The organism is Halomonas denitrificans, from assembly GCF_003056305.1.
GTDB lineage: Bacteria > Pseudomonadota > Gammaproteobacteria > Pseudomonadales > Halomonadaceae > Halomonas > Halomonas denitrificans.
The window spans coordinates 1-23,793 of record NZ_PYVX01000006.1 but is presented as its reverse complement, the minus strand read 5'-3'; the positions used below and the strand labels follow the sequence as shown (position 1 = coordinate 23,793).

Annotated in this window: 22 protein-coding genes; 17 read left to right on the top strand and 5 right to left on the bottom strand. The window is 64.6% G+C overall.

What is annotated here, in order from left to right; genetic code table 11:
• Positions 1–10: 10 nt before the first annotated feature.
• The 4 genes from ileS (at position 11) to ispH (ending at position 5,000) form a co-directional block, all read left to right on the top strand.
• Complete coding sequence (gene ileS / locus C9F13_RS14365) at positions 11–2,848, top strand: isoleucine--tRNA ligase (protein ID WP_108446962.1); 2,838 nt, start codon at positions 11–13, stop codon at positions 2,846–2,848.
• 22 nt (positions 2,849–2,870) lie between these two features.
• Positions 2,871–3,422 (top strand): signal peptidase II, encoded by a 552-nt coding sequence (gene lspA, locus C9F13_RS14360; protein ID WP_425432895.1) that lies wholly within the window; start codon positions 2,871–2,873, stop codon positions 3,420–3,422.
• Between the two features lie 106 nt (positions 3,423–3,528).
• Entirely contained in the window at positions 3,529–3,990 is a 462-nt protein-coding gene (fkpB, locus tag C9F13_RS14355; RefSeq protein ID WP_108446961.1) for an FKBP-type peptidyl-prolyl cis-trans isomerase, read from the top strand.
• A gap of 41 nt (positions 3,991–4,031) precedes the next feature.
• Entirely contained in the window at positions 4,032–5,000 is a 969-nt protein-coding gene (gene ispH, locus C9F13_RS14350; RefSeq protein ID WP_108446960.1) for a 4-hydroxy-3-methylbut-2-enyl diphosphate reductase, read from the top strand.
• Positions 5,001–5,008: 8 nt separating this feature from the next.
• Here ispH and C9F13_RS17525 read toward each other — a convergent pair whose 3' ends face one another.
• Entirely contained in the window at positions 5,009–5,167 is a 159-nt protein-coding gene (locus C9F13_RS17525; protein WP_157955207.1) for a hypothetical protein, read from the bottom strand.
• A 97-nt stretch (positions 5,168–5,264) separates the two neighbouring features.
• Here C9F13_RS17525 and C9F13_RS17810 point away from each other — a divergent pair, with 97 nt between their 5' ends.
• The 5 genes from C9F13_RS17810 to C9F13_RS14325 are packed head-to-tail and all read left to right on the top strand — an operon-like array spanning position 5,265 to position 8,712.
• Positions 5,265–5,705 carry a type IV pilin protein gene (locus C9F13_RS17810; RefSeq protein ID WP_281261078.1) on the top strand — a complete coding sequence of 147 codons (441 nt, stop codon included), beginning with the start codon at positions 5,265–5,267 and terminating at the stop codon, positions 5,703–5,705.
• Between the two features lie 2 nt (positions 5,706–5,707).
• Positions 5,708–6,139, top strand: coding sequence for a GspH/FimT family pseudopilin (locus C9F13_RS14340; RefSeq protein ID WP_108446959.1), 432 nt, complete (start codon positions 5,708–5,710; stop codon positions 6,137–6,139).
• Positions 6,136–6,651 carry a type IV pilus modification protein PilV gene (gene pilV, locus C9F13_RS14335; RefSeq protein ID WP_114446918.1) on the top strand — a complete coding sequence of 172 codons (516 nt, stop codon included), beginning with the start codon at positions 6,136–6,138 and terminating at the stop codon, positions 6,649–6,651. Before C9F13_RS14340 ends, pilV begins: the two co-directional genes overlap by 4 nt.
• A 22-nt stretch (positions 6,652–6,673) precedes the next feature.
• A complete protein-coding gene (locus C9F13_RS14330) occupies positions 6,674–7,273 on the top strand; it encodes a PilW family protein (protein WP_157955205.1) in 600 nt (199 codons plus the stop codon).
• On the top strand, positions 7,270–8,712 hold the full coding sequence (locus C9F13_RS14325; protein WP_108447084.1) for a pilus assembly PilX family protein: 1,443 nt from the start codon (positions 7,270–7,272) through the stop codon (positions 8,710–8,712). The genes C9F13_RS14330 and C9F13_RS14325 overlap by 4 nt, the downstream gene beginning before the upstream one ends.
• A gap of 201 nt (positions 8,713–8,913) precedes the next feature.
• Here C9F13_RS14325 and C9F13_RS14320 read toward each other — a convergent pair whose 3' ends face one another.
• Entirely contained in the window at positions 8,914–9,465 is a 552-nt protein-coding gene (locus C9F13_RS14320) for a GspH/FimT family pseudopilin (protein ID WP_108446957.1), read from the bottom strand.
• A gap of 208 nt (positions 9,466–9,673) precedes the next feature.
• A complete protein-coding gene (locus tag C9F13_RS14315) occupies positions 9,674–9,946 on the bottom strand; it encodes a PP0621 family protein (RefSeq protein WP_108446956.1) in 273 nt (90 codons plus the stop codon).
• Positions 9,947–10,047: 101 nt separating this feature from the next.
• Here C9F13_RS14315 and C9F13_RS14310 point away from each other — a divergent pair, with 101 nt between their 5' ends.
• The gene (locus C9F13_RS14310) at positions 10,048–11,679 is read left to right on the top strand and encodes an NAD+ synthase (RefSeq protein ID WP_108446955.1); all 1,632 of its coding nucleotides are present in this window, start codon (positions 10,048–10,050) and stop codon (positions 11,677–11,679) included.
• Between the two features lie 101 nt (positions 11,680–11,780).
• On the opposite strand, the gene C9F13_RS14305 is transcribed toward C9F13_RS14310, so the two are convergent.
• Positions 11,781–12,593: an outer membrane protein assembly factor BamD gene (locus C9F13_RS14305; protein WP_108446954.1), complete on the bottom strand. Its 813-nt coding sequence runs from the start codon at positions 12,591–12,593 to the stop codon at positions 11,781–11,783.
• A 125-nt stretch (positions 12,594–12,718) separates the two neighbouring features.
• Here C9F13_RS14305 and rluD point away from each other — a divergent pair, with 125 nt between their 5' ends.
• The 5 genes from rluD (at position 12,719) to ilvN (ending at position 20,023) form a co-directional block, all read left to right on the top strand.
• Positions 12,719–13,678 carry a 23S rRNA pseudouridine(1911/1915/1917) synthase RluD gene (gene rluD / locus C9F13_RS14300; RefSeq protein WP_108446953.1) on the top strand — a complete coding sequence of 320 codons (960 nt, stop codon included), beginning with the start codon at positions 12,719–12,721 and terminating at the stop codon, positions 13,676–13,678.
• Positions 13,679–13,702: 24 nt separating this feature from the next.
• Positions 13,703–14,458, top strand: a complete 756-nt coding sequence (gene pgeF / locus C9F13_RS14295; RefSeq protein WP_108446952.1) for a peptidoglycan editing factor PgeF — start codon at positions 13,703–13,705, stop codon at positions 14,456–14,458.
• Between the two features lie 160 nt (positions 14,459–14,618).
• Positions 14,619–17,216: an ATP-dependent chaperone ClpB gene (clpB, locus tag C9F13_RS14290; protein WP_108446951.1), complete on the top strand. Its 2,598-nt coding sequence runs from the start codon at positions 14,619–14,621 to the stop codon at positions 17,214–17,216.
• 591 nt (positions 17,217–17,807) lie between these two features.
• Entirely contained in the window at positions 17,808–19,532 is a 1,725-nt protein-coding gene (locus C9F13_RS14285; RefSeq protein WP_108446950.1) for an acetolactate synthase 3 large subunit, read from the top strand.
• Positions 19,532–20,023 (top strand): acetolactate synthase small subunit, encoded by a 492-nt coding sequence (gene ilvN / locus C9F13_RS14280; protein WP_108446949.1) that lies wholly within the window; start codon positions 19,532–19,534, stop codon positions 20,021–20,023. Before C9F13_RS14285 ends, ilvN begins: the two co-directional genes overlap by 1 nt.
• A 105-nt stretch (positions 20,024–20,128) precedes the next feature.
• On the opposite strand, the gene ilvY is transcribed toward ilvN, so the two are convergent.
• A complete protein-coding gene (gene ilvY, locus C9F13_RS14275) occupies positions 20,129–21,019 on the bottom strand; it encodes an HTH-type transcriptional activator IlvY (protein WP_108446948.1) in 891 nt (296 codons plus the stop codon).
• Positions 21,020–21,156: 137 nt separating this feature from the next.
• On the opposite strand from ilvY, the gene ilvC reads away from it, so the two are divergent.
• A complete protein-coding gene (gene ilvC / locus C9F13_RS14270) occupies positions 21,157–22,227 on the top strand; it encodes a ketol-acid reductoisomerase (RefSeq protein ID WP_108446947.1) in 1,071 nt (356 codons plus the stop codon).
• A 163-nt stretch (positions 22,228–22,390) separates the two neighbouring features.
• The gene (gene pssA / locus C9F13_RS14265; protein WP_108446946.1) at positions 22,391–23,227 is read left to right on the top strand and encodes a CDP-diacylglycerol--serine O-phosphatidyltransferase; all 837 of its coding nucleotides are present in this window, start codon (positions 22,391–22,393) and stop codon (positions 23,225–23,227) included.
• Positions 23,228–23,793: the final 566 nt, after the last annotated feature.

The following is a 23,793-nucleotide window of genomic DNA, read 5'->3' as shown; positions in this document are numbered from 1 at the left end:
CCCCCAGGATATGAGCGACTACAAGCACACTCTGAACCTGCCAGAAACCGACTTCCCCATGCGCGGGATGCTGCCCAAGCGCGAGCCCGCACGGGTGGCACAGTGGAAGGAGATGGACCTCTACCATCGCCTGCGCGAGGCGCGCCAGGGCAGGGAACTCTTCGTGCTCCACGACGGCCCTCCCTACGCCAACGGCAGCATTCACCTGGGGCATGCGCTCAACAAGATCCTCAAGGACATCATCGTCAAGTCGAAGAACCTGGCCGGCTTCGATGCCCCCTACGTGCCCGGCTGGGACTGCCACGGCCTGCCCATCGAGCACAAGGTCGAGACTACCCACGGCAAGCACCTCGAGCCCGAGCAGGCCCGCGCGCTGTGCCGCGAGTACGCCGCCGAGCAGATCGAGGACCAGCGGCAGGGCTTCATCCGCCTGGGCGTGATCGGCGACTGGGACAACCCCTACCGCTCCATGGACTTCGCCAACGAGGCGGGCGAGATCCGCGCCCTGGCCGACATGGTCGAGGCAGGCTACGTCTTCAAGGGGCTGAAGCCCGTCAACTGGTGCTTCGACTGTGGCTCGGCCCTGGCCGAGGCCGAGGTGGAGTACCAGGACAAGACCTCCGACGCCATCGACGTCGCCTTTCCGGTGGAAGATGCCGACCGCCTGGCGGCCGCCTTCGGCCTAGCTGAGCTGCCCAAGGCCGCCGCCGTGGTGATCTGGACCACCACCCCCTGGACCATCCCGGCCAACCAGGCGCTGAACATGCACCCGGAGTTCACCTACGCCCTGGTGGACACCGGCGAGCGGCTGCTGGTGCTGGCCGAGGAGCTGGTCGCGTCGTGCCTGTCGCGCTACGGCCTCGAGGGCGAGGTGCTCGCCACCGCCAAGGGCGAGGCCTTCGACGGCATCCGCTTCCGCCACCCCTTCTACGATCGCCTGTCGCCGGTCTACCTGGCCGACTACGTGGAGAGTGAGGAGGGCAGCACCGGCATCGTCCACTCGGCCCCGGCCTACGGCGTCGACGACTTCGTCACCTGCCGCGCCCACGGCATGACCTTCGACGAGATCGAGAGCCCGGTGCAGGGCAACGGCGTCTACGTCGATGACCTGCTGTTCTTCGGCGGCCAGATGATCTGGAAGGCCAACCCGCAGATCGTCGCCAAGCTCGAGGAGGTCGGCGCGCTGATGCTCCACACGCCGATCGTGCACAGCTACATGCACTGCTGGCGCCACAAGACGCCGGTGATCTACCGCGCCACCGCCCAGTGGTTCGTGGGCATGGACGTGGCGGGCAAGGACGGCCGCACCCTGCGCGAGAAGGCGCTGGAGGGCATCGAGTCCACCGCCTTCACCCCGGCCTGGGGCCAGGCGCGCCTGCACAGCATGATCGCCAACCGCCCGGACTGGTGCATCTCGCGCCAGCGCAACTGGGGCGTGCCGATCCCGTTCTTCCTGCACAAGGCCACCGGCGAGCTGCACCCGCGCACCGTCGAGCTGATGGAACAGGCCGCCCAGCGCGTCGAGGCCGAGGGCATCGACGCCTGGTTCCGCCTCGACCCCGCCGAGCTGCTGGGCGAGGAGGCCGCCGACTACGACAAGGTCACCGACACCCTGGACGTCTGGTTCGACTCCGGCACCACCCACAAGCACGTGCTGCGCGGCTCGCACCCCCATGGCCACGCCGAGGGACCGATCGCCGATCTCTACCTGGAGGGCTCCGACCAGCACCGCGGCTGGTTCCACTCCTCGCTGCTCACCGGCGCCGCCATCGACGGTCACGCGCCCTATCGGCAGCTGCTGACCCACGGCTTCACCGTGGACGAGAAGGGCCGCAAGCAGTCCAAGTCGCTCGGCAACGTGGTCGCCCCCCAGGCGGTGATGGACAAGCTCGGCGCCGACATCCTGCGCCTCTGGGTCGCCTCCACCGACTACTCCGGCGAGATGGCGGTCTCCGACGAGATCCTCAAGCGCACCGCCGACGTCTACCGGCGCATCCGCAACACCTCGCGCTTTCTGCTGGCCAACCTCAACGGCTTCGCCCCCGAGCGTGACGTGCTGCCCTTCGACGAGATGCTGGCCCTGGACCAGTGGGTGGTGGATCGCGCCGCCCAGCTGCAGGCGCGCATCGAGGTCGCCTATAAGGAGTATCGCTTCCTCGACGTCTACCAGCAGGTGCACGGCTTCTGCGCCCGGGAGCTCGGCGGCTTCTACCTGGACGTGATCAAGGATCGCCAGTACACCACCCAGGCCGACTCCGTGGCGCGCCGCAGCGCCCAGACCGCGCTCTACCACGTGGTCGAGGCCCTCGTGCGCTGGGTGGCGCCGATCCTCTCGTTCACCGCCGAGGAGATCTACGAGAACATCCCCGGCAAGCGCGGCGACAGCGTGCTGCTCGAGGAGTACTACACCGGGCTCGACACCCTGGCGGATGACGCCGCCATGGGCCGCGACTTCTGGGAGCGGGTGCTCGAGGTCAAGCAGGCGGTCAACAAGTGCCTGGAGGACGCCCGCAACGCCAAGGCGATCAAGGGCAGCCTGGCCGCCGAGGTCACCCTCTACGTCGACGACGCCCTGCACCAGACCCTGACCCGGCTGGGCGACGAGCTGCGCTTCGTGATGCTGACCAGCGACGTGCGCCTGGCGCCCCTCGCCGAGGCGAGCGAGGCGGCCGAGGCCACCGAGCTTGCGGGCCTGAAGGTGGCCGTGGCCGAGAGCGCCAACGGCAAGTGCGAGCGCTGCTGGCACCATCGCGAGGACGTGGGCGCTCACGCCGAGCACCCGGACCTCTGCGGTCGCTGCATCAGCAACCTGCCGGACGGTCCCGGCGAGACGCGCCGGTTTGCCTAAGGTCCACCCAGGAGAAAGGTCGATGTCCCAGCAAGGCGAGGCGCGCATGAGCGAGCGGCAGGCAGGTCAGGATCACACGGCGCCCATGCGCCAGCCGCTGCGCTGGCTGTGGCTGGCCGTGGCGGTGATCGTACTGGATCTCGGTACCAAGTACCTGGCCAGCGGGCTGCTCGACTATGCCCGGCCGGTGGAGGTGCTGCCGTTCTTCAACCTGACGCTGCTGCACAACACCGGCGCGGCCTTCAGCTTCCTCGCCGGCCACCCCGGCTGGCAGCGCTGGCTGTTCGCCGCCATCGCCGTGGGGGCGAGCATCGGCCTGACGCTGTGGATGCGCCGCCTGAAGGCCGACGAGACGCTGCTCGGCATCTCGCTCGGGCTGATCATCGGCGGCGCCCTGGGCAACCTCTACGACCGGCTGGTGCACGGCTACGTGGTGGACTTCCTCTCCTTCCACGTGGCCGGCTGGTACTACCCGGCCTTCAACGTGGCGGACATCGGCATCACCCTCGGCGCCATCGGGCTGATCTGGGAATCGCTCTTCGCCGAGCGGCGCCGGGCGCGGCGGCGCGGTTGAGAAGCCGGCCCGGCGCCCCGATGTCCCGATCATCGACACGCAGACCACCGCGACCTTCGACCACGCTGCGCCCGCACCCAGTGCACGAACACCAGAGAGACACGCCATGAGCAACCAGGAATCCCCGGAACTTCGCATCGACGAGGGCATGGAAGTGACCCTTCACTTCACCCTCAGCCTGGAAGACGGCACCGTGGTCGACTCCACCCGTGACAAGGCGCCCGCGACCTTCCAGGTGGGCGACGGCAACCTGCCGCCCGGCTTCGAGTACCCGCTCAAGGGGCTCTCGGCCGGTGAGAGCGGTACCTTCGAGATCACCCCGGAGCACGCCTTTGGTCAGCACAACCCGCAGAACATCCAGCTGCTCAAGCGCGAGGACTTCGAGAGCGACGCGCCGGAAGTGGGCATGGTGATGTCCTTCGCCGACGCCGCCGGCGGTGAGCTGCCCGGCGTGATCAAGCGCATCGAGGGCGAGCAGGTCGAGGTGGATTTCAATCATCCGCTGGCGGGGCGTACCCTGACCTTCGAGGTGGAAGTGCTGGACGTGAAGCCCGCCACTACCCACTGACGTTTCACCGACGCGATGCGCACGCATCAAGGCAAGGCCCCATGCAACCCAATCCCATCCAGATCAAGCTGGCCAACCCGCGCGGCTTCTGCGCCGGCGTCGACCGGGCCATCGAGATCGTCAACGGCGCCCTGGACGTCTTCGGCCCGCCGATCTACGTGCGCCACGAGGTGGTGCACAACCGCTTCGTGGTGGACAGCCTGCGCGAGCGGGGCGCGGTGTTCGTCGAGGAGCTTCACGAGGTGCCCGACGACGTCATCGTGATCTTCTCCGCCCACGGCGTCTCCCGCGCCGTGCAGCAGGAGGCCGAGGAGCGGGGCCTCAAGGTGTTCGACGCCACCTGCCCGCTGGTCACCAAGGTGCATATGGAGGTCCTGCGCTACGCCCGCCGCGGCCAGGAGTGCATCCTGATCGGCCACGAGGGGCACCCCGAGGTGGAAGGCACCATGGGACGCTACGACACTTCCTATGGCGGGCAGATCTACCTGGTCGAGGACGAGGCGGACGTAACGAAGCTCGAGGTCAAGGACCCGAGCCGGCTCGCCTTCGTCACGCAGACCACGCTCTCCATGGACGATACCGCCCGGGTCATCGATGCCCTGCGCGCCAAGTTTCCCGAGATCGAGGGGCCGCGCAAGGACGACATCTGCTACGCCACCCAGAACCGTCAGGACGCGGTGCGCGAGCTGGCCGGAGGCGCGGACCTGGTGCTGGTGGTGGGCAGCCCTAACAGCTCCAACTCCAACCGCCTGCGCGAGCTCTCCGAGCGGGTCGGCACCCCGGCCTACCTGATCGACAGCGCCGACCAGGTCGATCCCACCTGGCTCGAGGGCGTGAGCGCGATCGGCGTGACCGCGGGCGCCAGTGCTCCCGAGGTGCTGGTCGAGGGCGTGATCGAGCGGCTGCAGGCGCTGGGCGCCACCGCCCCCGAGGAGCTCGCCGGCCGTGAGGAGACCATCACCTTCTCCATGCCGCGGGAGCTCCGCGAGCGGGTCATCGCCAGCGAGTAGGGCGTTCCTCACCACGCCGACACGAAGACGCCGCCGTCAGGAGCCTGACGGCGGCGTTTTTGTTGCTGTCGTTGCAGCGCCATCGCCGCGTTGCGATGGTGAACCTCTTTAGCTGGCGATACATCGTTGACCAGCACGTAGTGGCAGGTGCTCAGGAGGCTGCTCACCTCGGCCGCATGGCATTTTTGGTCCCGTACCCTACCGGAGTCTCACGTCTTGATACATACTGAAACAAATGCATCGTCCCGTAGGGAGACGTCACGCGTGACCTTCGACACCCCCCAACGCAGGCCTCTGCGCCAGACAGGACCCACCCGGCCAATCGCAGGCTTCACACTGATCGAACTGCTGATTGCGGTCGCCGTGATAGGGATTCTGGCGGCGATTGCCATCCCCAGCTATCAAGGATACGTGGAGCGAGCGAGGGTTACGGACGGCAAGTCCGGTCTGATGCAGGCGGCATCTGAAATGGAACGTTGTTATACGGTATCAAGCACATATCCAGCCACGGGTTGCCTGGTAACGACATCATCACCCGAAGGCGTATATCCGACTATTGCGCTGGCGGCGAGTGGCGCATCCTTTACCTTGAAAGCATCTGGAGGGACTAGGGTTCTTGAAGGCTGTGATGTGCTTTGGGTGAAAAGCAATGGTGAAAAAGGATCAGGTGACGGGCTTTCCTCCGATCCAGGAGACTGCTGGTGACCATGAATAGTCGAGGCTTTACACTAATAGAGCTTCTGGTGACGATTGCCGTTATTGTTATCATGGCGACTATTGCTATACCCAATTTCAGTTCTCTCATCGAAAGGAATCGCTTAGCTGCCGAGTACAATAACGTGCTGACGGGTCTGCATTTTGCAAGAAGCGAGGCTGTCAAAAGAAGAGGTGTTGTGATAGCCGAGATAAGCACTGACTCTGGGCGATGGGGGATGGATGTGAAGGTTGGAGCGGATGTTTTGAGAACCTTTTCATCGACTAACGGAAGTATCGCGGTCAATGATGGAAATTCTGGTGCAGTTGAATTTAACGGCTTGGGTCGAAGAGGTTCATGTACTTTTCCCTCATGCAGCATATCGGTTGGTGATAAAGAGATTGAGATCAATGCCGCAGGAAATATCGTGAGGCCAGGATCATGAAATTATTGTTTCCTCGGCGTTATCTTGGGTTCACTCTTGTAGAGGCTCTCGTTGCTCTGGTTGTGCTAGTGGTTGGGGTTCTTGGGCTGGCGTCGATGCAACTTAAGGCGATGCAGGGGGCACATGTTTCCTATCAGCGATCAGTGGCGACCATGGCGGCACAGGACATGGTTGAGAGGTTATGGATTCAACTGGGTATGCAAGGAGTCGGCTCAGACGTAGTGACTTGTCCAGATGATGGCGATACCTTGCTGATCAAGAATCCTGATTACGACCCTGATGTTGCGGGCGAAAATCCGACTGAGCCAGTGGAGCCGGTAAAAACTGTTTTCGACTATTGGTATGAAGAGTGGGTTCAGATATTGCCCACCTTGGTTGAGGCCTCTACAGAAGTTGTCAAAGAAAGTGCCACTTGCAGGTATACGATTACAGTGGTTTGGGGAGATGAAAGGTTTGCAGGTGAAGACGTCTCCCAGCTTGTGTACAAGACGAGTATAATCAGTGGGTCCTGATGGGTTCATCGGAGAAAACATCATGGAGTTGTATCATCCATTTGAAGCAAGCAAGAGGTCTCGAGGGTTTTCTCTTGTCGAGTTGATGATCGCCTTGGTGATTGGGTTGATGATCACGCTTGGAGCTTTTCAGCTGTTCGTGACAAGCCAAAAGACCTTTAATCACTCGCTTGCAGTTCTTGAGAGGCAGGAGACATTACGTTTTATCGTTGATTCGCTTTCGTATGATATACGGAGTTCAGCCGCGACTGATATGCTGGACGATAGTGGAGTGGTGTTGAGTGATGATGCGAAAATAACGTTGAACTTTGATAAGAAAAACTCCATCTGTGATCCAGTGGATGAATATACTGTTCAATATTATCAGCCGGATGGAAGTGAGGCTATTTACGTAAAGTCGGCTTGTGGAAGTGATGATATAAATGACGTTGCATCTGGTGATTCTATTGTGCTTGGTGTTGCCAGTATAAACTTTGGGTACATTGATTTCGGGCTTGGCGTTCGCGTTACCATAACGATGGTGGATGAGCGGGGTAGACTCGAGGATCAAGTCTATCGTTTCACGATTGCAAATCGTTCAGCGGTAGGGCGGGCGCTGGAATTGTGGGGGAATGGGTCATGAAAACTCAAAAAGGAATAGCTTTAATAGTCAGCATGGTGGTGCTTCTGGTTGCAGCTTTGTTTGGAGTGTCAAGTTTTCAGTCAGCCCAACTTGAAGAAAGGATGGCAGGTAATCATCGTTTTTCCGTAAGTGCTTTGCAAGCAGCTGAAGCAGGTGTTAACGATATGCTGGATGCCGTTCTTGCATTCAATTATGTGGCCGGTGGTGCCACGTTCTGTGATTCTATAGGGTCAGCCCTTTCGGTAGACGACTGGTCTGAGTCTCCTTCGGGCTCAGGTGCATATGCTACTGCTGGGGAAATATCTGGCGGGGGTTTGACAAAAACATATAGTGCTATCATGAAGTGCCAGTCCGCCGGCGTGGACAGCGCTCATGTGATTGGCTACAGCAGGGGCGTTGTGCCGGATGGTGATCCTGATAGTGATTATGAAACTGCAAGACTGGTCAAGGTGGAAATTGTGCCACCTGGTTATGATGCGTTTAAATCCATGCTTGCCGATGGGAATATAGATATACAAGGTAATTCAGTGATCAATGGCGATGTTCACTCTAATGGCGATCTGAGTCTAGCGATCAGGACCCAAGGGAATATAAAAGTGGAGTCTTCCGGAAGCGTAACCGCAAGTGGAACGGCTGATTTTGAAGTTCCGGCCGCTGCCGATGGAGAGGATTGTACAACCTATGTTTGCACGGCTTCTGGTGTTCCCGAGATCCCTGTGCCTGATGCTCAATCTTATATTGACTACATCACTGATGGTGCCTTCGACGATGCGGGTGAATTGATAGGAGGTGGTTTTATTGAGGTGGATGATGTTAATGGTGGTTGGAAGGTTGTTGATTCAGCTGCTGGTGCGATAGAAGTTTTGCCGCATGATCCTGTGACGGGCGATTGCTCTTCCACAGGTAGTCCTCTCGTTAAGCCGGATGGGTTTGTGGCTGATGAGTATCAAATAGAGTTGGATAATAATGTTAAAATTATCAACAAGAATTATATCTATTATTGCCCGGGGAATCTTGATACCGGTGACGATTTTGTAGGTGTCACCGTGATGGCGGCAGGTAATATTACTCATCGGGGTTCTGCCACTGTCGCTGCAGAAGCTCTTGTTGATGCTGATGGTAATCCAATTGTTGATGCTGATGGTAACCCGATTGGCGTGGACACTCTCGTTGTGTCGGGCGGTGCTATCGAGCTGAATGGTGCTACTGATACCGAGACTTACGCAGCATTTTGGTCTGTTGGAGACTTTACCCAGAATGGTAATTCTGCAATTTATGGATCAATCGTCGCAGGTGGATCAATTGTCAATAACGGTGGAATAGAATTCTCGTCAGTTGATTCTAGCACGCTTTATCAACCTGTCTCGGGTCGTTTGGAAGGCTGGGCTGAACTGGAAGATCCAGGTGATACTTCAGACCTTGCTGGGTTTGTAAACTGATATATGCTATTTCCCTTGCACCAAAAGACCCGCCGCTGGTGGGTTATTTTTATTTGCATCTTTGCTCTTCCTCGCTGTCCTCGTACTGAGCTACATAGACACTTCGCGTGCTGCTCGTGGTGGGTGTTGGTGCGTTCTCGACGATTCTTGGAGGGTATTTAGAGTGAGGGGTCGAGATTTCCCAGCCTTGTTAACGTGTGCTCAACACGTGGTCTCACCATCGGCCTCATCACCAGTCCTGACGCGCCCCATGTTGTTGACGATGACTTTTACTCCATCACCATGGCGTCCGCAGATCTCGAAGGTACCGTTATGTCCTCTTGCCCAGCCTGTGGCTTGGTAACGAATGGGATAGTTTCGATTGAAGGTCACGGTAGGTCCGCCGCTTCCTTCCAGCAACTTGAGCAACTTGCCATCGGCGAGGTTTCCGCTGTCAACTTGGCCGTCCACTACTACGAGAGGGTAGGACCAGTCTTTGAAATCACACGCCGCGCTGTCTGGCGCCTGACGCGGACAAACTGAGACCGTCGTCCGCCTCGTCACCGCCGTGTTCCTCGCCAGTGCCAATGCCGTCCTGATGCGCATCACCTCGGCGGCAACCTCATTTCGGGCGGTGAAGTTCTGGAAGCTGGGCACGCCGATCGTCGCGATGACGGCGAGCACCGCGATGGCAACGAGCAGCTCGATTAGCGTCAGGCCGTGCTCAAGGGAAGGCGAGGGGTGACGAGAAGCAGAGCGGACGGCAGGGCGCATGGGGCCTCCCGGCGATGGCCTGAGCGATAGATTCACTCTTGAGGCTAGCCGGGCGGTCTATCTCCGCCGTAGGCGATCTCGGACAGGTGCTGTGCGCCAGAAGGTCTAGGAGGGCGGCGTGTTCCTCCATGTGCGATTCGCTTCTCGCCGCCGTTAGAGTGGTCGCCCGTGAGGGGAGGGTAGGCGCAGCGCGCGGCTTGGGTGGCTCCTAGTCGTCCTTGTGCTGTTCTTCCGTCTGCTCCGACAGGTACTTGTCCCGGTGGTCGCCGGAACAGAACCAGTCGCCCTGTACACGCAGGGCATCGTCCTCGGGCAGGTGCACCTGGCACCAGCGACAGCGCACCATGCGGTTGCCCGAGGCGTCACCCTCCTGCTGCGGGCCTTCCCGGTCCAGTTTCCACTCGCGGTACATCCGGTAGAGCTTGAGGCCGGCGAAGAACAGCACGGCGAAGATGATCAGGCGAATCAGCAACAGGTTCATTCCTTGTGCGTCTCCCAGGTGGGGGTGGCCGGCTTTGCCACTCGGCCGCCCTTGCGGGACAATGGCGACTGTCCATCGATTCTCGAGAGATTTCCAAGCCCATGCAAGACCTGACCCTGGTGATGGCTCAGCTCGACCCGCTGGTCGGTGACGTTCCCGGCAACGCCGACCGCGCCATCGAGACGGTACGCGAGGCACGCATCGAGCATGGTGCCGACATCGTGGTGCTGCCCGAGCTCTTCCTGACCGGCTACCCGCCGGAGGACCTGCTGCTGCGCCCCTCCATGGAGACCCGCCTGCGTCACGCCCGCGCGCGCATGGCCGAGAAGATGGCCCGTGACGTCATGGTCATCGTCGGCTACCCCGGGCGCCGGGAAGGCGAGAACTGGAACCTGGCCGGCGTGCTCTACAACGGCGAGTGGCTGGGCGAGTACGCCAAGCAGGCGTTGCCCAACTACGAGGTGTTCGACGAGCAGCGCTACTTCGCCACCGGCAGCCAGCCGCTGGTGATCGAGCACAAGGGCGCCAAGCTCGGCATCCTGATCTGCGAGGACATCTGGAGCGAGGCGCCGGTGCGCCAGGCCCGCGACGCCGGTGCCGAGATCCTCGTCACCCTGAACGCCTCGCCGTTCCACCAGGACAAGCCCGCCGAACGCCTGGCGCTGCTCGAGGCGCGGGCCCGCGAGGTAGAGCGGCCCATCGTCTACGTCAACCAGATCGGCGGCCAGGACGAACTGGTCTTCGACGGCGGCTCGGCCTGCGTGAACGCCCAGGGCGAGCTGATGGTCCAGGCGCCCCACTGGGCGGTGGGCCTGATGCCGGTCGCCTTCGTGCGCGAGCAGAAGCGCTGGGTGCCGCGCGCCGGCGAGACCGAGCCCGAGGTGGCGCCGGAGGAGAACCTCTACTGCGCGCTGGTCACGGGGCTGCGCGACTACGTCAACAAGAGCGGCTTCGAGGGCGTGGTGCTGGGGCTCTCCGGCGGCATCGACTCGGCGCTGTCGCTGGCCATCGCGGTCGATGCCCTGGGGCCGCAGCGGGTCCACGCGGTGATGATGCCCTATCACTACACGGCGGACATCTCCAAGCAGGACGCCGCCGAGCAGGCGAAGCTGCTCGGCGTGGAGTACGAGGTGATGCCCATCGAGCCGATGGTCGAGGCCTTCATGTCGACGCTGGCCGAGAGCTTCGCCGGCACCGAGCGCGACACCACCGAGGAGAACCTGCAGTCGCGCTGCCGCGGCGTGCTGCTGATGGCGATCTCCAACAAGAAGGGCCTGATGGTGCTGACCACCGGCAACAAGAGCGAGATGGCGGTCGGCTACGCCACCCTCTACGGCGACATGGTCGGCGGCTACAACGCCATCAAGGACGTCTACAAGACCTGGGTCTACCGCCTGGCCCGCTGGCGCAACAGCGAGTCGCCGGCGATCCCGGAGCGGGTCATCGAGCGGCCGCCCTCGGCCGAGCTCGCCCCCGACCAGCAGGACAGCGACAGCCTGCCGGACTACGACGTGCTCGACGCCATCCTGGTGCGCTACATCGAGGGCGACATGAGCGCCGAGGCGATCATCGCTGCGGGCTTCGACCGCGACGACGTCTACAAGGTGGTCAAGCTGGTGGATCGCTGCGAGTACAAGCGCCGCCAGGCGCCGGTGGGGGTGCGCGTCACCCGCCGCGGCTTCGGTCGCGATCGCCGCTATCCCATCGTCAACGGCTGGCAGCCCGGCGAATAGCGCCGCATCGGCCAGTCTGCCTCCCCCCTAACGCAACGCCACCGCCCGAGAGGGCGGTGGCGTTGTGGGTTCTGGCGACTACTGGCAGTGTCAGGCGTGACTCAGGCCGAGAGCGCCTCGGCCTTGACGTGCTGCGGCCGGAAGGTGCGACCGCGCAGCCGGTCATGGTCCGGGGCGTTGTCGATCAGCACCTGCAGGGTCTCGCTGGCCCGGTCGCGCATGCCGAGGCCCAGGTAGCCCTCGACCATGGTCGCCAGGGCGTCGCGGCTGGCTTCCGTCTGCGGGTAGTGCTCAAGCACCCAGCGACCGCGCTCCACGGCAGCGAGATAGGCGCCCTTGCGGAGGTAGAAGTCGGCCACGTGCAGCTCATGGCGGGCCAGCACGTTGCGAAGGTAGACGATGCGCTGCCGGGCGTCCGGGGCGTACTGGCTGCTCGGATAGCGCTGGATCAGCTCGCTGAAGTCGGCGTAGGCGTCGCGGGTGGCGCCCAGGTCACGCTTGGAGATGTCGATGACCCGCAGCCGCTCCAGGCTGAAGCGGCCCGCCTGCCAGGCGGCCAGGCCGCGCATGTAGTAGGCGTAGTCGACCTGGGGATGATCCGGATGCAGGCGGATGAAGCGGCTCGCCGCGGCCCGGGCGTTCTCCCAGTCGTCGGTCTGGTAGTAGGCGTAGATCAGCTCCAGCTGCGCCTGCTCGGCGTGCTCGCCGAAGGGGAAGCGGGTATCGATGGCCTCGAGCCGGTTGATCGCCGTGGTGTAGCTGCTCTCTTCGAGGGCCTCGCGCCCCTCCTCGTAGAGCTGGCGTTCGGCGACGCCGTCGAGTTCCTCTTCCTCGGGGGTGCCGGCACAGCCGGCCAGCAGGGCGCCGGCCAGCATCAGAACGGCCAGGCGAGCGGGGGAGGTGATAACGCGCATCGTGATCCTCGTGTCTAACAACCCGGGCGGCCGTGATAGAATCGGCCGATATCCGCCCACTATAAAGCACCTTGCGGCGAAACGCAGTCATCGCACCCGGTGCGCACGGAGCCCCGTTCCGACCCATGTCCCAGACCCTCGAAGCCCAGCAGCGCGTTCCCGAACGCATGGCGGGCCTGCGCCTCGACCAGGCCGCCGCCGAGCTCTTCGCCGACTTCTCCCGGGAGCGGCTCAAGTCCTGGATCAAGAGCGGCGCCCTGACCCTCGATGGCCAGCCGGCCAAGCCCAAGGACAAGGTCTACGGCGGCGAGGCCCTGGCCCTCGCCGCCGAGATCGAGGACGACACCCGCTTCGAGCCCGAGGACATCCCGCTGACGGTGGTGTACGAGGACGAGGCGGTGCTGGTGATCGACAAGCCGCCGGGCCTGGTGGTCCATCCCGCGGCCGGCAATCCCGACGGCACCCTGCTCAACGCCCTGCTGCACCACGATCCGGCGCTGGCGGCGATCCCCCGGGCGGGCATCGTGCATCGCCTGGACAAGGACACCAGCGGCCTGATGGTGGTGGCCAAGACCCTGGCCGCCCAGACGGCGCTGGTCGAGCAGCTCCAGGCGCGCAGCGTGTCCCGGGAGTACGACGCCGTGGTGGTCGGGGTGATGACCGCCGGCGGCACCGTGGATGCGCCCATCGGCCGCCACCCGCGCGACCGCAAGCGCCAGGCGGTGAACGCCTCGGGCAAGCCGGCGGTGACCCACTACCGAGTGGTCGAGCGCTTCCGCGCCCACACCCACGTGCGCTGCAAGCTCGAGACCGGGCGCACCCACCAGATCCGCGTGCACATGGCCCACGCGCGCTATCCGCTGATCGGCGATCCGGTCTACGGCGGTCGCCTCAAGCTGCCGGCCGGTGCGGACGAGCGGCTCAAGGAGATCCTGCGCGAGTTTCCCCGCCAGGCGCTGCATGCCCGCAAGCTCGCCTTCGTGCACCCGGAGAGCGGCGAGCGGATGGCCTTTCGCGCGCCGCTGCCGGACGACCTGCTGATGCTGCTCGATTTCCTGCGTGAAGACGGCGAGACCATGCGCTGAGGCCTGCGTGCCAAGGACCCCGTGATGAGCGATACCTTCGACCTGCGCCCGACGCCGATCCTGCCCGACTGGCCCGCCCCGGAGAACGTCGGGGCCTTCGTCACCACCCGCGAGACCGGCCCCAGCCAGGGCGCCTTCGCCGCCTTCAACGCGGCCGATCACGTGGGCGACAACCCCGACCACGTGGCGCTGTGCCGACGTCAGCTGGAGAAGGAGGTCGGCGACGACCGCCCGCTGCTGTGGCTCGACCAGGTGCACGGCGCCCGGGTGCAGCAGGCCTACTCCGATGCGCGGCCCGAGGCGGACGCCGCCGTGGCCACGAGCCGCGACTACGCCTGCGTAGTGCTCACCGCCGACTGCCTGCCGATCTTTCTCTGCGACCGCCACGGCACGCGCGTGGCGGCCATCCATGCCGGCTGGCGCGGGCTCGCCGGTGGCGTGATCGAGGCGACCGTCGGGGCCATGGGGCTGCCCCCGGAGGCGCTGATGGCCTGGCTGGGCCCGGCGATCTCCAACGCCCAGTTCGAGGTCGGGCCCGAGGTGCAGCAGGCCTTCGTCGGCGTGCACCCCGAGGCCGAGGCGGCCTTCGACCCGAGCCCCTACCGGCTGGGGCACTACATGGCCGACCTCTACAAGCTCGCCCGCCTGCGCCTGGAGCGCCTGGGCGTGTCGCACATCAGCGGCGGCCACTTCTGCACCGCCTGCGAGCCGCGCTTCTACTCCCACCGCCGCGACGACGGCGTCACCGGCCGCATGGCCAGCGTGATCTGGCTGCGCTGAGCGGCTTGGTGTCGCCTTGATCACCGTCAACTCCTGTCTTCCTTTCCCTGGTCGGCGACTTGAAAGCCGGCCACGCTGACTCCATTGAAGCCCTCAAGACACATTGACAGGGCCACGCGGCGCGTCCGAACGCGCCGCCATCCCGATGGAGGAATCCCCCATGCGATTCGACAAGTTCACCGCCAAGCTGCAGAACGCCGTGGCCGACGCCCAGTCCCTGGCCGTGGGCCGCGGTCACAACCAGCTGGAGCCGGGCCACCTGCTGCTGGCGCTGCTGGACGCCACCGATACCGGCGTCAAGGCGCTGGTGCAGAAGGCCGGCGCCGATGCTGCGCGGCTGCGCGACGGCCTGGTTGGCCATCTCGACGACCTGCCCAAGGTCGCCAACTTCGACGGCGAGGTGCAGCCCTCCCGCGACTTGATCAAGCTCTTCAACCTCACCGACCGCGAGGCCCAGAAGCGTGGCGACCAGTACATCGCCAGCGAGCTGGTGCTGCTCGCCGCGCTGGAGATGGGCGGCGCGGTGACCAAGCTGCTGACTCAGGCCGGCGTGACCCGCAAGGCGCTCGAGACCGCCGTCAGCAGCGTGCGCGGCGGCGAGAGCGTCGACGATCCCAACGCCGAGGATCAGCGCGAGGCGCTGGCCAAGTACACCCTGGACCTCAACGAGCGCGCCGCCAGCGGCAAGATCGACCCGGTGATCGGACGCGACGACGAGATCCGCCGCACCATCCAGGTGCTGCAGCGGCGCACCAAGAACAACCCGGTGCTGATCGGCGAGCCCGGCGTCGGCAAGACCGCCATCGTCGAGGGGCTGGCTCAGCGCATCGTCGACGGCGAGGTGCCGGAGGGCCTCAAGGACAAGCGCGTGCTGTCGCTCGACATGGGCGCCTTGCTGGCCGGGGCCAAGTTCCGCGGCGAGTTCGAGGAGCGCCTGAAGTCGGTGCTCAAGGAGCTGGCCCAGGAGGAGGGCCGGGTGATCCTGTTCATCGACGAGCTGCACACCATGGTCGGCGCCGGCAAGGCCGAGGGCTCCATGGATGCCGGCAACATGTTGAAGCCGGCTCTGGCCCGCGGCGAGCTGCACTGCGTCGGTGCCACCACCCTCGACGAGTACCGCAAGTACATCGAGAAGGACGCGGCGCTGGAGCGGCGCTTCCAGAAGGTGCTGGTCGACGAGCCCTCCGAGGAGGACACCGTGGCGATCCTGCGCGGCCTCAAGGAGCGCTACGAGGTGCACCACGGCGTCGACATCACTGACGGCGCGATCATCGCCGCGGCCAAGCTCTCGACTCGCTACATCACCGATCGTCAGCTGCCCGACAAGGCCATCGACCTGATCGACGAGGCCTCCTCGCGCATCCGCATGGAGCTCGACTCCAAGCCCGAGGAGATGGATCGCCTCGATCGCCGGCTGATCCAACTGAAGATGGAGCGCGAGCACCTCAAGAAGGAGACCGACGAGGCCTCGCGGAAGCGCCTCGAGGGGCTGGAGGAGCAGATCGGCGAGCTCGAGCGTGAGTACGCCGACCTCGACGAGATCTGGAAGGCCGAGAAGGCCAGCATCCAGGGGGCGGCGCAGTTCAAGGATGAGCTCGATCGCGCCCGGGTCGACCTGGAGCAGGCCCGCCGCCAGGGCGACCTGGCGCGCATGTCCGAGATCCAGTACGGGGTCATTCCCGGCCTGGAGAAGAAGATCGCCGAGAGCGCCGAGGCCGAGGCCGACACGGCCAAGCACCAGCTGCTGCGCTCCAACGTCACCGAGGAGGAGATCGCCGAGGTGGTGTCGCGCTGGACCGGCATCCCGGTGGCCAAGATGCTCGAGGGCGAGCGCGACAAGCTGCTGCGCATGGAGGAGGCGCTGCACGAGCGGGTGATCGGCCAGGACGAGGCGGTCACCGCCGTGGCCAACGCCGTGCGCCGCTCCCGAGCCGGCCTCGCCGACCCCAACCGGCCGAACGGCTCCTTCCTGTTCCTCGGCCCGACCGGGGTGGGCAAGACGGAGCTGTGCAAGTCGCTGGCGAACTTCCTGTTCGACACCGAGGAGGCGATGGTGCGCATCGACATGTCCGAGTTCATGGAGAAGCACTCCGTGGCCCGGCTGATCGGCGCCCCTCCCGGCTACGTCGGCTACGAGGAGGGCGGCTACCTGACCGAGGCGGTGCGCCGCAAGCCCTACTCGGTGCTGCTGCTCGACGAGGTGGAGAAGGCCCATGCCGACGTCTTCAACATCCTCCTGCAGGTGCTGGAGGACGGTCGCCTCACCGACGGCCAGGGGCGTACCGTGGACTTCCGCAACACCGTGATCGTGATGACCTCCAACATGGGCTCGGACATCATCCAGCGCATGGGCGGCGACGAGAGCGGCGATGCGGAGAGCAGCTACGCGCAGATGAAGGAGATGGTGATGGCGGTGGTCGCCGACCACTTCCGCCCGGAGCTGATCAACCGCATCGACGAGGTGGTGGTGTTCCACGCCCTCGGTCAGGAGCAGATCCAGGCCATCGCCGGCATCCAGCTCGAGCGGCTGCGCGCGCGGCTCGCCGAGCACGACCTCTCGCTCGAGGTCAGCGACGCGGCCCTGGCGCAGCTGGCCGTGGTCGGCTTCGATCCGGTGTTCGGCGCGCGTCCGCTCAAGCGGGCGATCCAGAGCCGCATCGAGAACCCGCTGGCCCAGGACCTGCTGGCCGGCAAGTTCTCGCCCGGCGACGTCATCCACGTCGAGGCGGAAGGCGACCAGCTGGTGTTCCAGAGCTGAGGCGCGGGGCCCGACGAGCCCCGATAACCGGGCCTCGCCGGGCGCCACAAACCGCCACAAACCGCCACAAACCGTTACCGTTGTCGCCCGGCGCGCGGGCGGCAACGGACTAGAATGATTATCAGGTTGCGTCCTGTAACCCCCATTGCCCGTCGCTCCCCGCGAGCCGACGGGCTCTTTTTTTGGCCGCCAGGCGAGGGACGCCACCGTGATCGCCCCGACTTGCCTAATGGCCCGTCATGGGCTACTCACGCAGTTTCCGCGGTTGACACGCCAACAACGCTAATGGAATCTTGAGCCTTCCTGATAACGGGCGCGGATGCCAGCGGGCAATCCCCCATCCCCGCGCGAAGGGTAGGCCGAGTGCCTCTACCCGCCGAAGGACTTCCGGGTCCGGGCCAACCGCCCGGCCTGGCCAACGCCCCGACGCGGCGACCCGCCGTGATGAGAGTGCAGGCCCCAACAGGGCCCTTACTGCCAGGGTTTGGCATCAGGTGCCGGCACGGCCGGCAGCGGCATACCGCCGCACTCGACTTCGTGTCCCGACGGCGGGCACGGATCGCACTCGAGACCTCCAGGGGAGATACATCTGTGGAACTGCTTTCCGGCGCAGACATGATTGCCCGCTTCCTCCAAGATGAGGGCGTCGAATATATCTATGGGTATCCCGGCGGGGCGGCGCTGCACATCTACGACGCGCTGTTTCGTCAGGACAAGGTCAAGCACATCCTGGTGCGCCACGAACAGGCTGCCACGCATGCCGCCGACGGCTATGCCCGGGCCTCCGGCAAGCCCGGCACGGTGCTGGTGACCTCCGGGCCCGGGGCGACCAATGCCGTCACCGGCATCGCCACCGCCTACATGGACTCGATTCCCATGGTGGTGCTGTGCGGCCAGGTGATGAGCCACCTGATCGGCGACGACGCCTTCCAGGAGACCGACATCGTCGGCGTGACCCGGCCGATCGTGAAGCACAGCTTCTCGATCAAGCACCCGACCGAGATTCCCGAAGTCCTCAAGAAGGCCTACTACCTGGCCGCGACCGGGCGTCCCGGTCCGGTGGTGGTGGACATTCCCAAGGACATGACCGCGCCCACCGAACGCTATGAGTACGTCTACCCGAAGAAGGTCAAGATGCGCTCGTACAACCCGGTCACCCGCGGCCATACCGGCCAGATCAAGAAGGCCGTGGAGCTGATGCTCAAGGCCCGGCGCCCGGTCTTCTACACCGGCGGCGGCGTGGTCACCGGCAACGCCTGCGAGGGGCTGACCGACCTCGTGCGGCGGCTGGGCTATCCGATCACCACCACGCTGATGGGCATCGGCGCCTATCCGCAGAGTGATCGACAGTGCCTGGGGTGGCTGGGCATGCACGGCTCCTACGAGTCGAACATGGCCATGCACCACGCCGACCTGATCATCGCCATCGGCGCGCGCTTCGACGACCGCGTCACCAACAACACCTCGAAGTTCTGCCCCACCGCCAAGATCGTCCATGTCGACATCGACCCGAGCTCGGTCTCCAAGACGGTGCGCGCCGACGTGCCGATCGTCGGCCCGGCGGGGAGCGTGATCAACGAGATGATCAGCCTGGTGCAGGGCCAGGAGATCGCCCACCCCGAGGCGCTGGCCGACTGGTGGACGCAGATCGACGGCTGGCGCGAGGAGCGCCGCGGCCGGCTCTACGAGCCCTCCAAGCCCGACGAGCCGATCAAGCCCCAGGAGGTCATCGAGGCGGTCTGCCGGGCCACCCGCGGCGAGGCCTACGTGACCACCGACGTGGGCCAGCACCAGATGTTCGCGGCCCAGTACTACAAGTTCGACAAGCCCAATCGCTTCATCACCTCCGGCGGGCTCGGCACCATGGGCTTCGGCTTCCCGGCGGCCATGGGCATCAAGCACAACTTCCCGGAGGAGCAGGTGATCTGCGTGACCGGGGAGGGCAGCTTCCAGATGATGATGCAGGAGCTGTCGACCTGTAAGCAGTTCGGCGGCGGCGTGAAGATCATCAACCTCAACAACGCCTCGCTGGGCATGGTGCGCCAGTGGCAGGACCTGAACTACAAGTCCCGCCACGCGCACTCCTACATGGAGTCGCTGCCCGACTTCCAGCAGTTGATCGAAGCATATGGCTTCACCGCGCTGAGGGTGGAGACACTGGCGGATCTCGAGCCGGCACTGGAAAGGACCTTTGCCGACAAGCACGAGCTGGTGTTCCTCGACGTCATCGTCGACCCGCACGAGCACGTCTATCCGATGCAGGTGCCCCTGGGCTCCATGCGTGACATGCTGCTTTCCAAGACGGAGCGGACCTGATGCGCCATATCATCTCGATTCTGATGGAAAACGAACCGGGCGCCCTGTCTCGCGTGGTGGGGCTGTTCTCGCAGCGCAACTTCAACATCGAAACGCTGAACGTGGCGCCCACCGACGACCCCAGCCTGTCGCGGCTGACCGTGACCACCGTGGGGGACGATCGGGTGATCGAGCAGATCACCAAGCACCTCAACAAGCTGATCGACGTGGTCAAGCTGGTGGACCTGACCGAAGGCAACCACATCGAGCGCGAGCTGATGCTGGTCAAGGTCAAGGCCCTGGGCGCGGCCCGCGACGAGGTGAAGCGCACCGTGGACATCTTCCGCGCGCAGATCGTCGACGTGACGCCGAGCCTCTACACGGTGCAGATCACCGGCGATGCGGGCAAGCTCGACGCCTTCCTGCAGGCCATGGCGCCGGTGGGCCTGCTCGAGGTGGCGCGCACCGGGGTCTCGGGCATCGCCCGGGGCGACAAGGTGCTCTCCCTCTAGCCTCGGCACGTCCCGGAGCGGATGGCGATGCCGCCTGCTCGATCCAAGCGCCGCCCCTCGGGGCGGCGCTTTTTTCGTTCGCAGGGCCGGCCGCCTGGCCGCGGCTCAGAAGCGCTCCGCCACCTCGTTCCACAGCGCCGCGATCAGCGGGCTCTTCAGTCGGCGCTCGAGCACGCAGAGGCCGACGTCGTAGTGGGGCAGCTCCGGCTTGACCGGCAGGATCCGCACCCGTTCCGCCAGGGGGCTCGTGTCGAGCACGATCCGCGGCACCACGCCGAGGCCGAAGCCCAGCCCCACCATGCTGACGATGGCCTCGTGGCCGGCCACCTGGGCGTAGATGCGGGGCGCCACGCCCAGCGCCCGGAACCAGGTGTCGCTGTACTGGCGGGAGAGCCCGGCCTCGGAGAGGATCATCGGCACCTCGCGCCACTGCTCCGCCGAGGGGGACTCGGGCGTGGTGGGGATCCAGTCGTGGGCGGCGTGGGGGGCGATGAACACCAGCGGCGAGCGGGTCAGCGACTTGAAGCCCAGCGCGTCGGGGGACTGGCGTGGCCGCGGGGTGATCGCCATGTCCTCGTTGCCGGCCAGCACCCGCTGCAGCGACTGGGCCGGGTCGCCGGTGTGCAGCTTGAGCTCGATGCCCGGGTGGCGGGTGCGAAACTCGCTCAACAGCTCGTAGAGGAAGCTGTAGCTGGCGGTCACCGAGCAGTAGATGCTGATCTCGCCGGTCAGGGTGCGCGCCTCGCTCATCAGCGACTGGCGCAGGGCCTCCCACTCCTCCAGGGCCTCGCGGGCATAGGCCTGGAAGGTGCGCCCCTGGCGGGTCAGTGCGACATGGCGGTTGTCGCGCTCGAAGAGGGCGACGCCGAGGCTCTCCTCCAGCTGGCGAATCGTGCGGGAGAGGGTCGAGGGGCTGACGTGGCAGGCCTCGCTGGCGCGGCCGAAGTGCAGGGTCTCGGCCAGGGCGAGGAAGTGCTTGAGGGGGCGCATGTCCATGGCTGGCATTATTGCACAAATCGGCATGTGGTATTGCAAATATCGCGTTTTACGCAACGCGACCCCTGGCGTAAGGTGACTCCATCGGCTGCATCGAATCCCAGTGCCGCGTCAGACGGCACGGGTGGCCATCAACGCTGAACGTTAACTCGAACATCGAACGACACCACTTTTCGCTTCAGGAGCACGTCATGCGCGTCTACTACGACAAGGACTGCGATCTCTCCCTCATCCAGGGCAAGAAGGTCGCCATCGTGGGCTACGGGTCACAGGGCCATGCCCACGCCAACAACCTCAAGGAGTCCGGGGTCGACGTCACCGTCGCCCTGCGCGCCGGCTCCACCTCCGCCGCCAAGGCCGAGGCCGCCGGCCTCAAGGTCGCCTCCGTCGAGGACGCCAGCAAGAGCGCCGACGTGGTGATGATCCTGGCCCCGGACGAGAACCAGAAGGCGATCTACGAGACCCAGATCGAGCCGAACCTGAAGCAGGGCGCCACCCTGGCCTTCGCCCACGGCTTCAACATCCACTACAACCAGATCGAGCCGCGCCAGGATCTGGACGTGGTGATGATCGCGCCCAAGGCCCCGGGCCACACCGTGCGCTCCGAGTTCGTGCGCGGCGGCGGCATCCCGGACCTGATCGCCATCCATCAGGACGCCTCCGGCAACGCCAAGGAGCTCTCGCTCTCCTACGCGGCGGCCATCGGCGGCGGTCGCAGCGGCATCATCGAGACCTCCTTCAAGGACGAGACCGAGACCGACCTGTTCGGCGAGCAGGCCGTGCTGTGCGGCGGTGCCGTTGAGCTGGTCAAGGCCGGCTTCGAGACCCTGACCGAGGCGGGCTACGAGCCGGAGATGGCCTACTTCGAGTGCCTGCACGAGCTCAAGCTGATCGTCGACCTGATGTACGAGGGCGGCATCGCCAACATGAACTACTCCATCTCCAACAACGCGGAGTATGGCGAGTACGTGACCGGCACCGAGGTGATCAACGAGCAGTCTCGCGAGGCCATGCGCAACGCGCTCAAGCGCATCCAGACCGGCGAGTACGCCAAGATGTTCATCAACGAGGGCAACACCAACTACCCCTCGATGACCGCGCGTCGCCGCCTCAACGCCGAGCACCCGATCGAGCAGGTCGGCGAGAAGCTGCGCGGCATGATGCCGTGGATCGCCGCCAACCAGCTGGTCGACAAGTCGAAGAACTGATCGCGACGTTTCGTCTCGACAGACAGGAGGGCGCGGACATCCGCGCCCTCGCTGCGTCTGGGGCCCGGGAGAGGCCGGATCGGGCCGCGAGGGCGGTCCCCCGTGAGTGTTTTGTCACGGTGTGTGTAGAATGGAATGACACCCAAGGCGATGGAAGAGACAGATGAGTCGGGATCCGCACAGCAGCGAGCATGAGCCAGGCCAGACGGGCGAGGAGGACCTGGCGACGACCTTCGTGCGCGAGTCGGAGGTCATCGAGGAGGCCGAGGAGGGCGGCAAGAAGATTCGCCGCAAGGGGATCTATCTGCTGCCGAACCTGTTCACCACCTCGGCGCTGTTCTCCGGCTTCTTCGCCATGGTGGCCGCCGTCAACGGCGACTTCACCGCGGCCTCCATCGCCATCTTCATCGCCATGGTGCTCGATGGCCTGGACGGCCGGGTGGCTCGCATGACCAACACCCAGAGCGACTTCGGCGCCGAGTACGACTCCCTCTCGGACATGCTCTCCTTCGGCGTGGCCCCGGGGCTGGTGGCCTTCATCTGGATCCTGCAGGACATCGGCAAGACCGGCTGGGTGGTGGCCTTCCTCTACGTGGCCTGTGCCGCCCTGCGCCTGGCGCGCTTCAACGTGCAGATCGGCAGCGTCGACAAGAAGTGGTTCATCGGCCTGCCGAGCCCCTCGGCCGCGGCCCTGGTGGCGGCCAGCGTCTGGACCTTCCACAGCTTCGATGCCGAGGCCTTCGGCTTCAAGCTGCTGATGCTCGTGGTGGTGGGCGCCGCCGGCGTGCTGATGGTCAGCAACATCCGCTACTACAGCTTCAAGGATGTCGACCTCAAGGGGCCGGTGCCCTTTGTCTTCCTGCTGGCCATCGTGCTGGGCTTCGTGGTGATCTCCATCGAGCCCTCGGTGATGCTGCTGCTGCTCTTCGGCACCTACGTGGCCTCCGGCCCGGTGATGGCACTGATGCGCAAGCTGAGGCACTCGCCTCCCGCCAGCTGAGTCGTTAGACTCGCTCCGTCACGACGCCCGCCTAGCGCGGGCGTTCGTGTCTCTGGAGGGCGAACAATCGATCCACAGCCGGTCGTCGCAGCGGGCGCCGCAAGGCGCTGTGGATAAGGTGGTTGTCATCGCCGCGTCACGCTCGCGACACGCCCCTGACATTTTTCTTCACGAAGGCCTTGCACGGCCCCCGGGAAATCCGTAAAGTACGCATCCGCTGCCGGCGACGGGCAAACGTTGCAGGCGGTGATGGTGGCAGAAGTGCTTGTTTCCATTTGGGTTTTTCGAAGATGCTTTGAAAATTCCCGCTTGACGAACTCGCCGCATTCGGTAGAATGCACGCCACTCGATCGGCATTCGAAGCGCTTCGGCGCAACGAGGTTTCGGTCGCCCGCTTCGCTTCTTCGGAACGCCTCGCAGGGTTGACAAGAAACGCCGATCAGGTAGAATACGCCTTCCTCGCAGGGCGCCGGCGAGACCGCCGCTTCGCAAGAAGTTGGCCGGACACGACGGCAACAGCGAGATGCTCTTTAACAATCGATCAGGTAATTCATGTGGGCGCTTGT

Excerpts from the sequence above, each read along its gene's own strand:
- ileS (WP_108446962.1), top strand. The coding sequence starts at position 11 with ATGAGCGACTACAAGCACACTCTGAACCTGCCAGAAACCGACTTCCCC.
- lspA (WP_425432895.1), top strand. The coding sequence starts at position 2,871 with ATGTCCCAGCAAGGCGAGGCGCGCATGAGCGAGCGGCAGGCAGGTCAG.
- fkpB (WP_108446961.1), top strand. The coding sequence starts at position 3,529 with ATGAGCAACCAGGAATCCCCGGAACTTCGCATCGACGAGGGCATGGAA.
- ispH (WP_108446960.1), top strand. The coding sequence starts at position 4,032 with ATGCAACCCAATCCCATCCAGATCAAGCTGGCCAACCCGCGCGGCTTC.
- C9F13_RS14340 (WP_108446959.1), top strand. The coding sequence starts at position 5,708 with ATGAATAGTCGAGGCTTTACACTAATAGAGCTTCTGGTGACGATTGCC.
- pilV (WP_114446918.1), top strand. The coding sequence starts at position 6,136 with ATGAAATTATTGTTTCCTCGGCGTTATCTTGGGTTCACTCTTGTAGAG.
- C9F13_RS14330 (WP_157955205.1), top strand. The coding sequence starts at position 6,674 with ATGGAGTTGTATCATCCATTTGAAGCAAGCAAGAGGTCTCGAGGGTTT.
- C9F13_RS14325 (WP_108447084.1), top strand. The coding sequence starts at position 7,270 with ATGAAAACTCAAAAAGGAATAGCTTTAATAGTCAGCATGGTGGTGCTT.
- C9F13_RS14320 (WP_108446957.1), bottom strand. The coding sequence starts at position 9,465 with ATGCGCCCTGCCGTCCGCTCTGCTTCTCGTCACCCCTCGCCTTCCCTT.
- C9F13_RS14315 (WP_108446956.1), bottom strand. The coding sequence starts at position 9,946 with ATGAACCTGTTGCTGATTCGCCTGATCATCTTCGCCGTGCTGTTCTTC.
- C9F13_RS14310 (WP_108446955.1), top strand. The coding sequence starts at position 10,048 with ATGCAAGACCTGACCCTGGTGATGGCTCAGCTCGACCCGCTGGTCGGT.
- C9F13_RS14305 (WP_108446954.1), bottom strand. The coding sequence starts at position 12,593 with ATGCGCGTTATCACCTCCCCCGCTCGCCTGGCCGTTCTGATGCTGGCC.
- rluD (WP_108446953.1), top strand. The coding sequence starts at position 12,719 with ATGTCCCAGACCCTCGAAGCCCAGCAGCGCGTTCCCGAACGCATGGCG.
- pgeF (WP_108446952.1), top strand. The coding sequence starts at position 13,703 with ATGAGCGATACCTTCGACCTGCGCCCGACGCCGATCCTGCCCGACTGG.
- clpB (WP_108446951.1), top strand. The coding sequence starts at position 14,619 with ATGCGATTCGACAAGTTCACCGCCAAGCTGCAGAACGCCGTGGCCGAC.
- ilvN (WP_108446949.1), top strand. The coding sequence starts at position 19,532 with ATGCGCCATATCATCTCGATTCTGATGGAAAACGAACCGGGCGCCCTG.
- ilvY (WP_108446948.1), bottom strand. The coding sequence starts at position 21,019 with ATGGACATGCGCCCCCTCAAGCACTTCCTCGCCCTGGCCGAGACCCTG.
- pssA (WP_108446946.1), top strand. The coding sequence starts at position 22,391 with ATGAGTCGGGATCCGCACAGCAGCGAGCATGAGCCAGGCCAGACGGGC.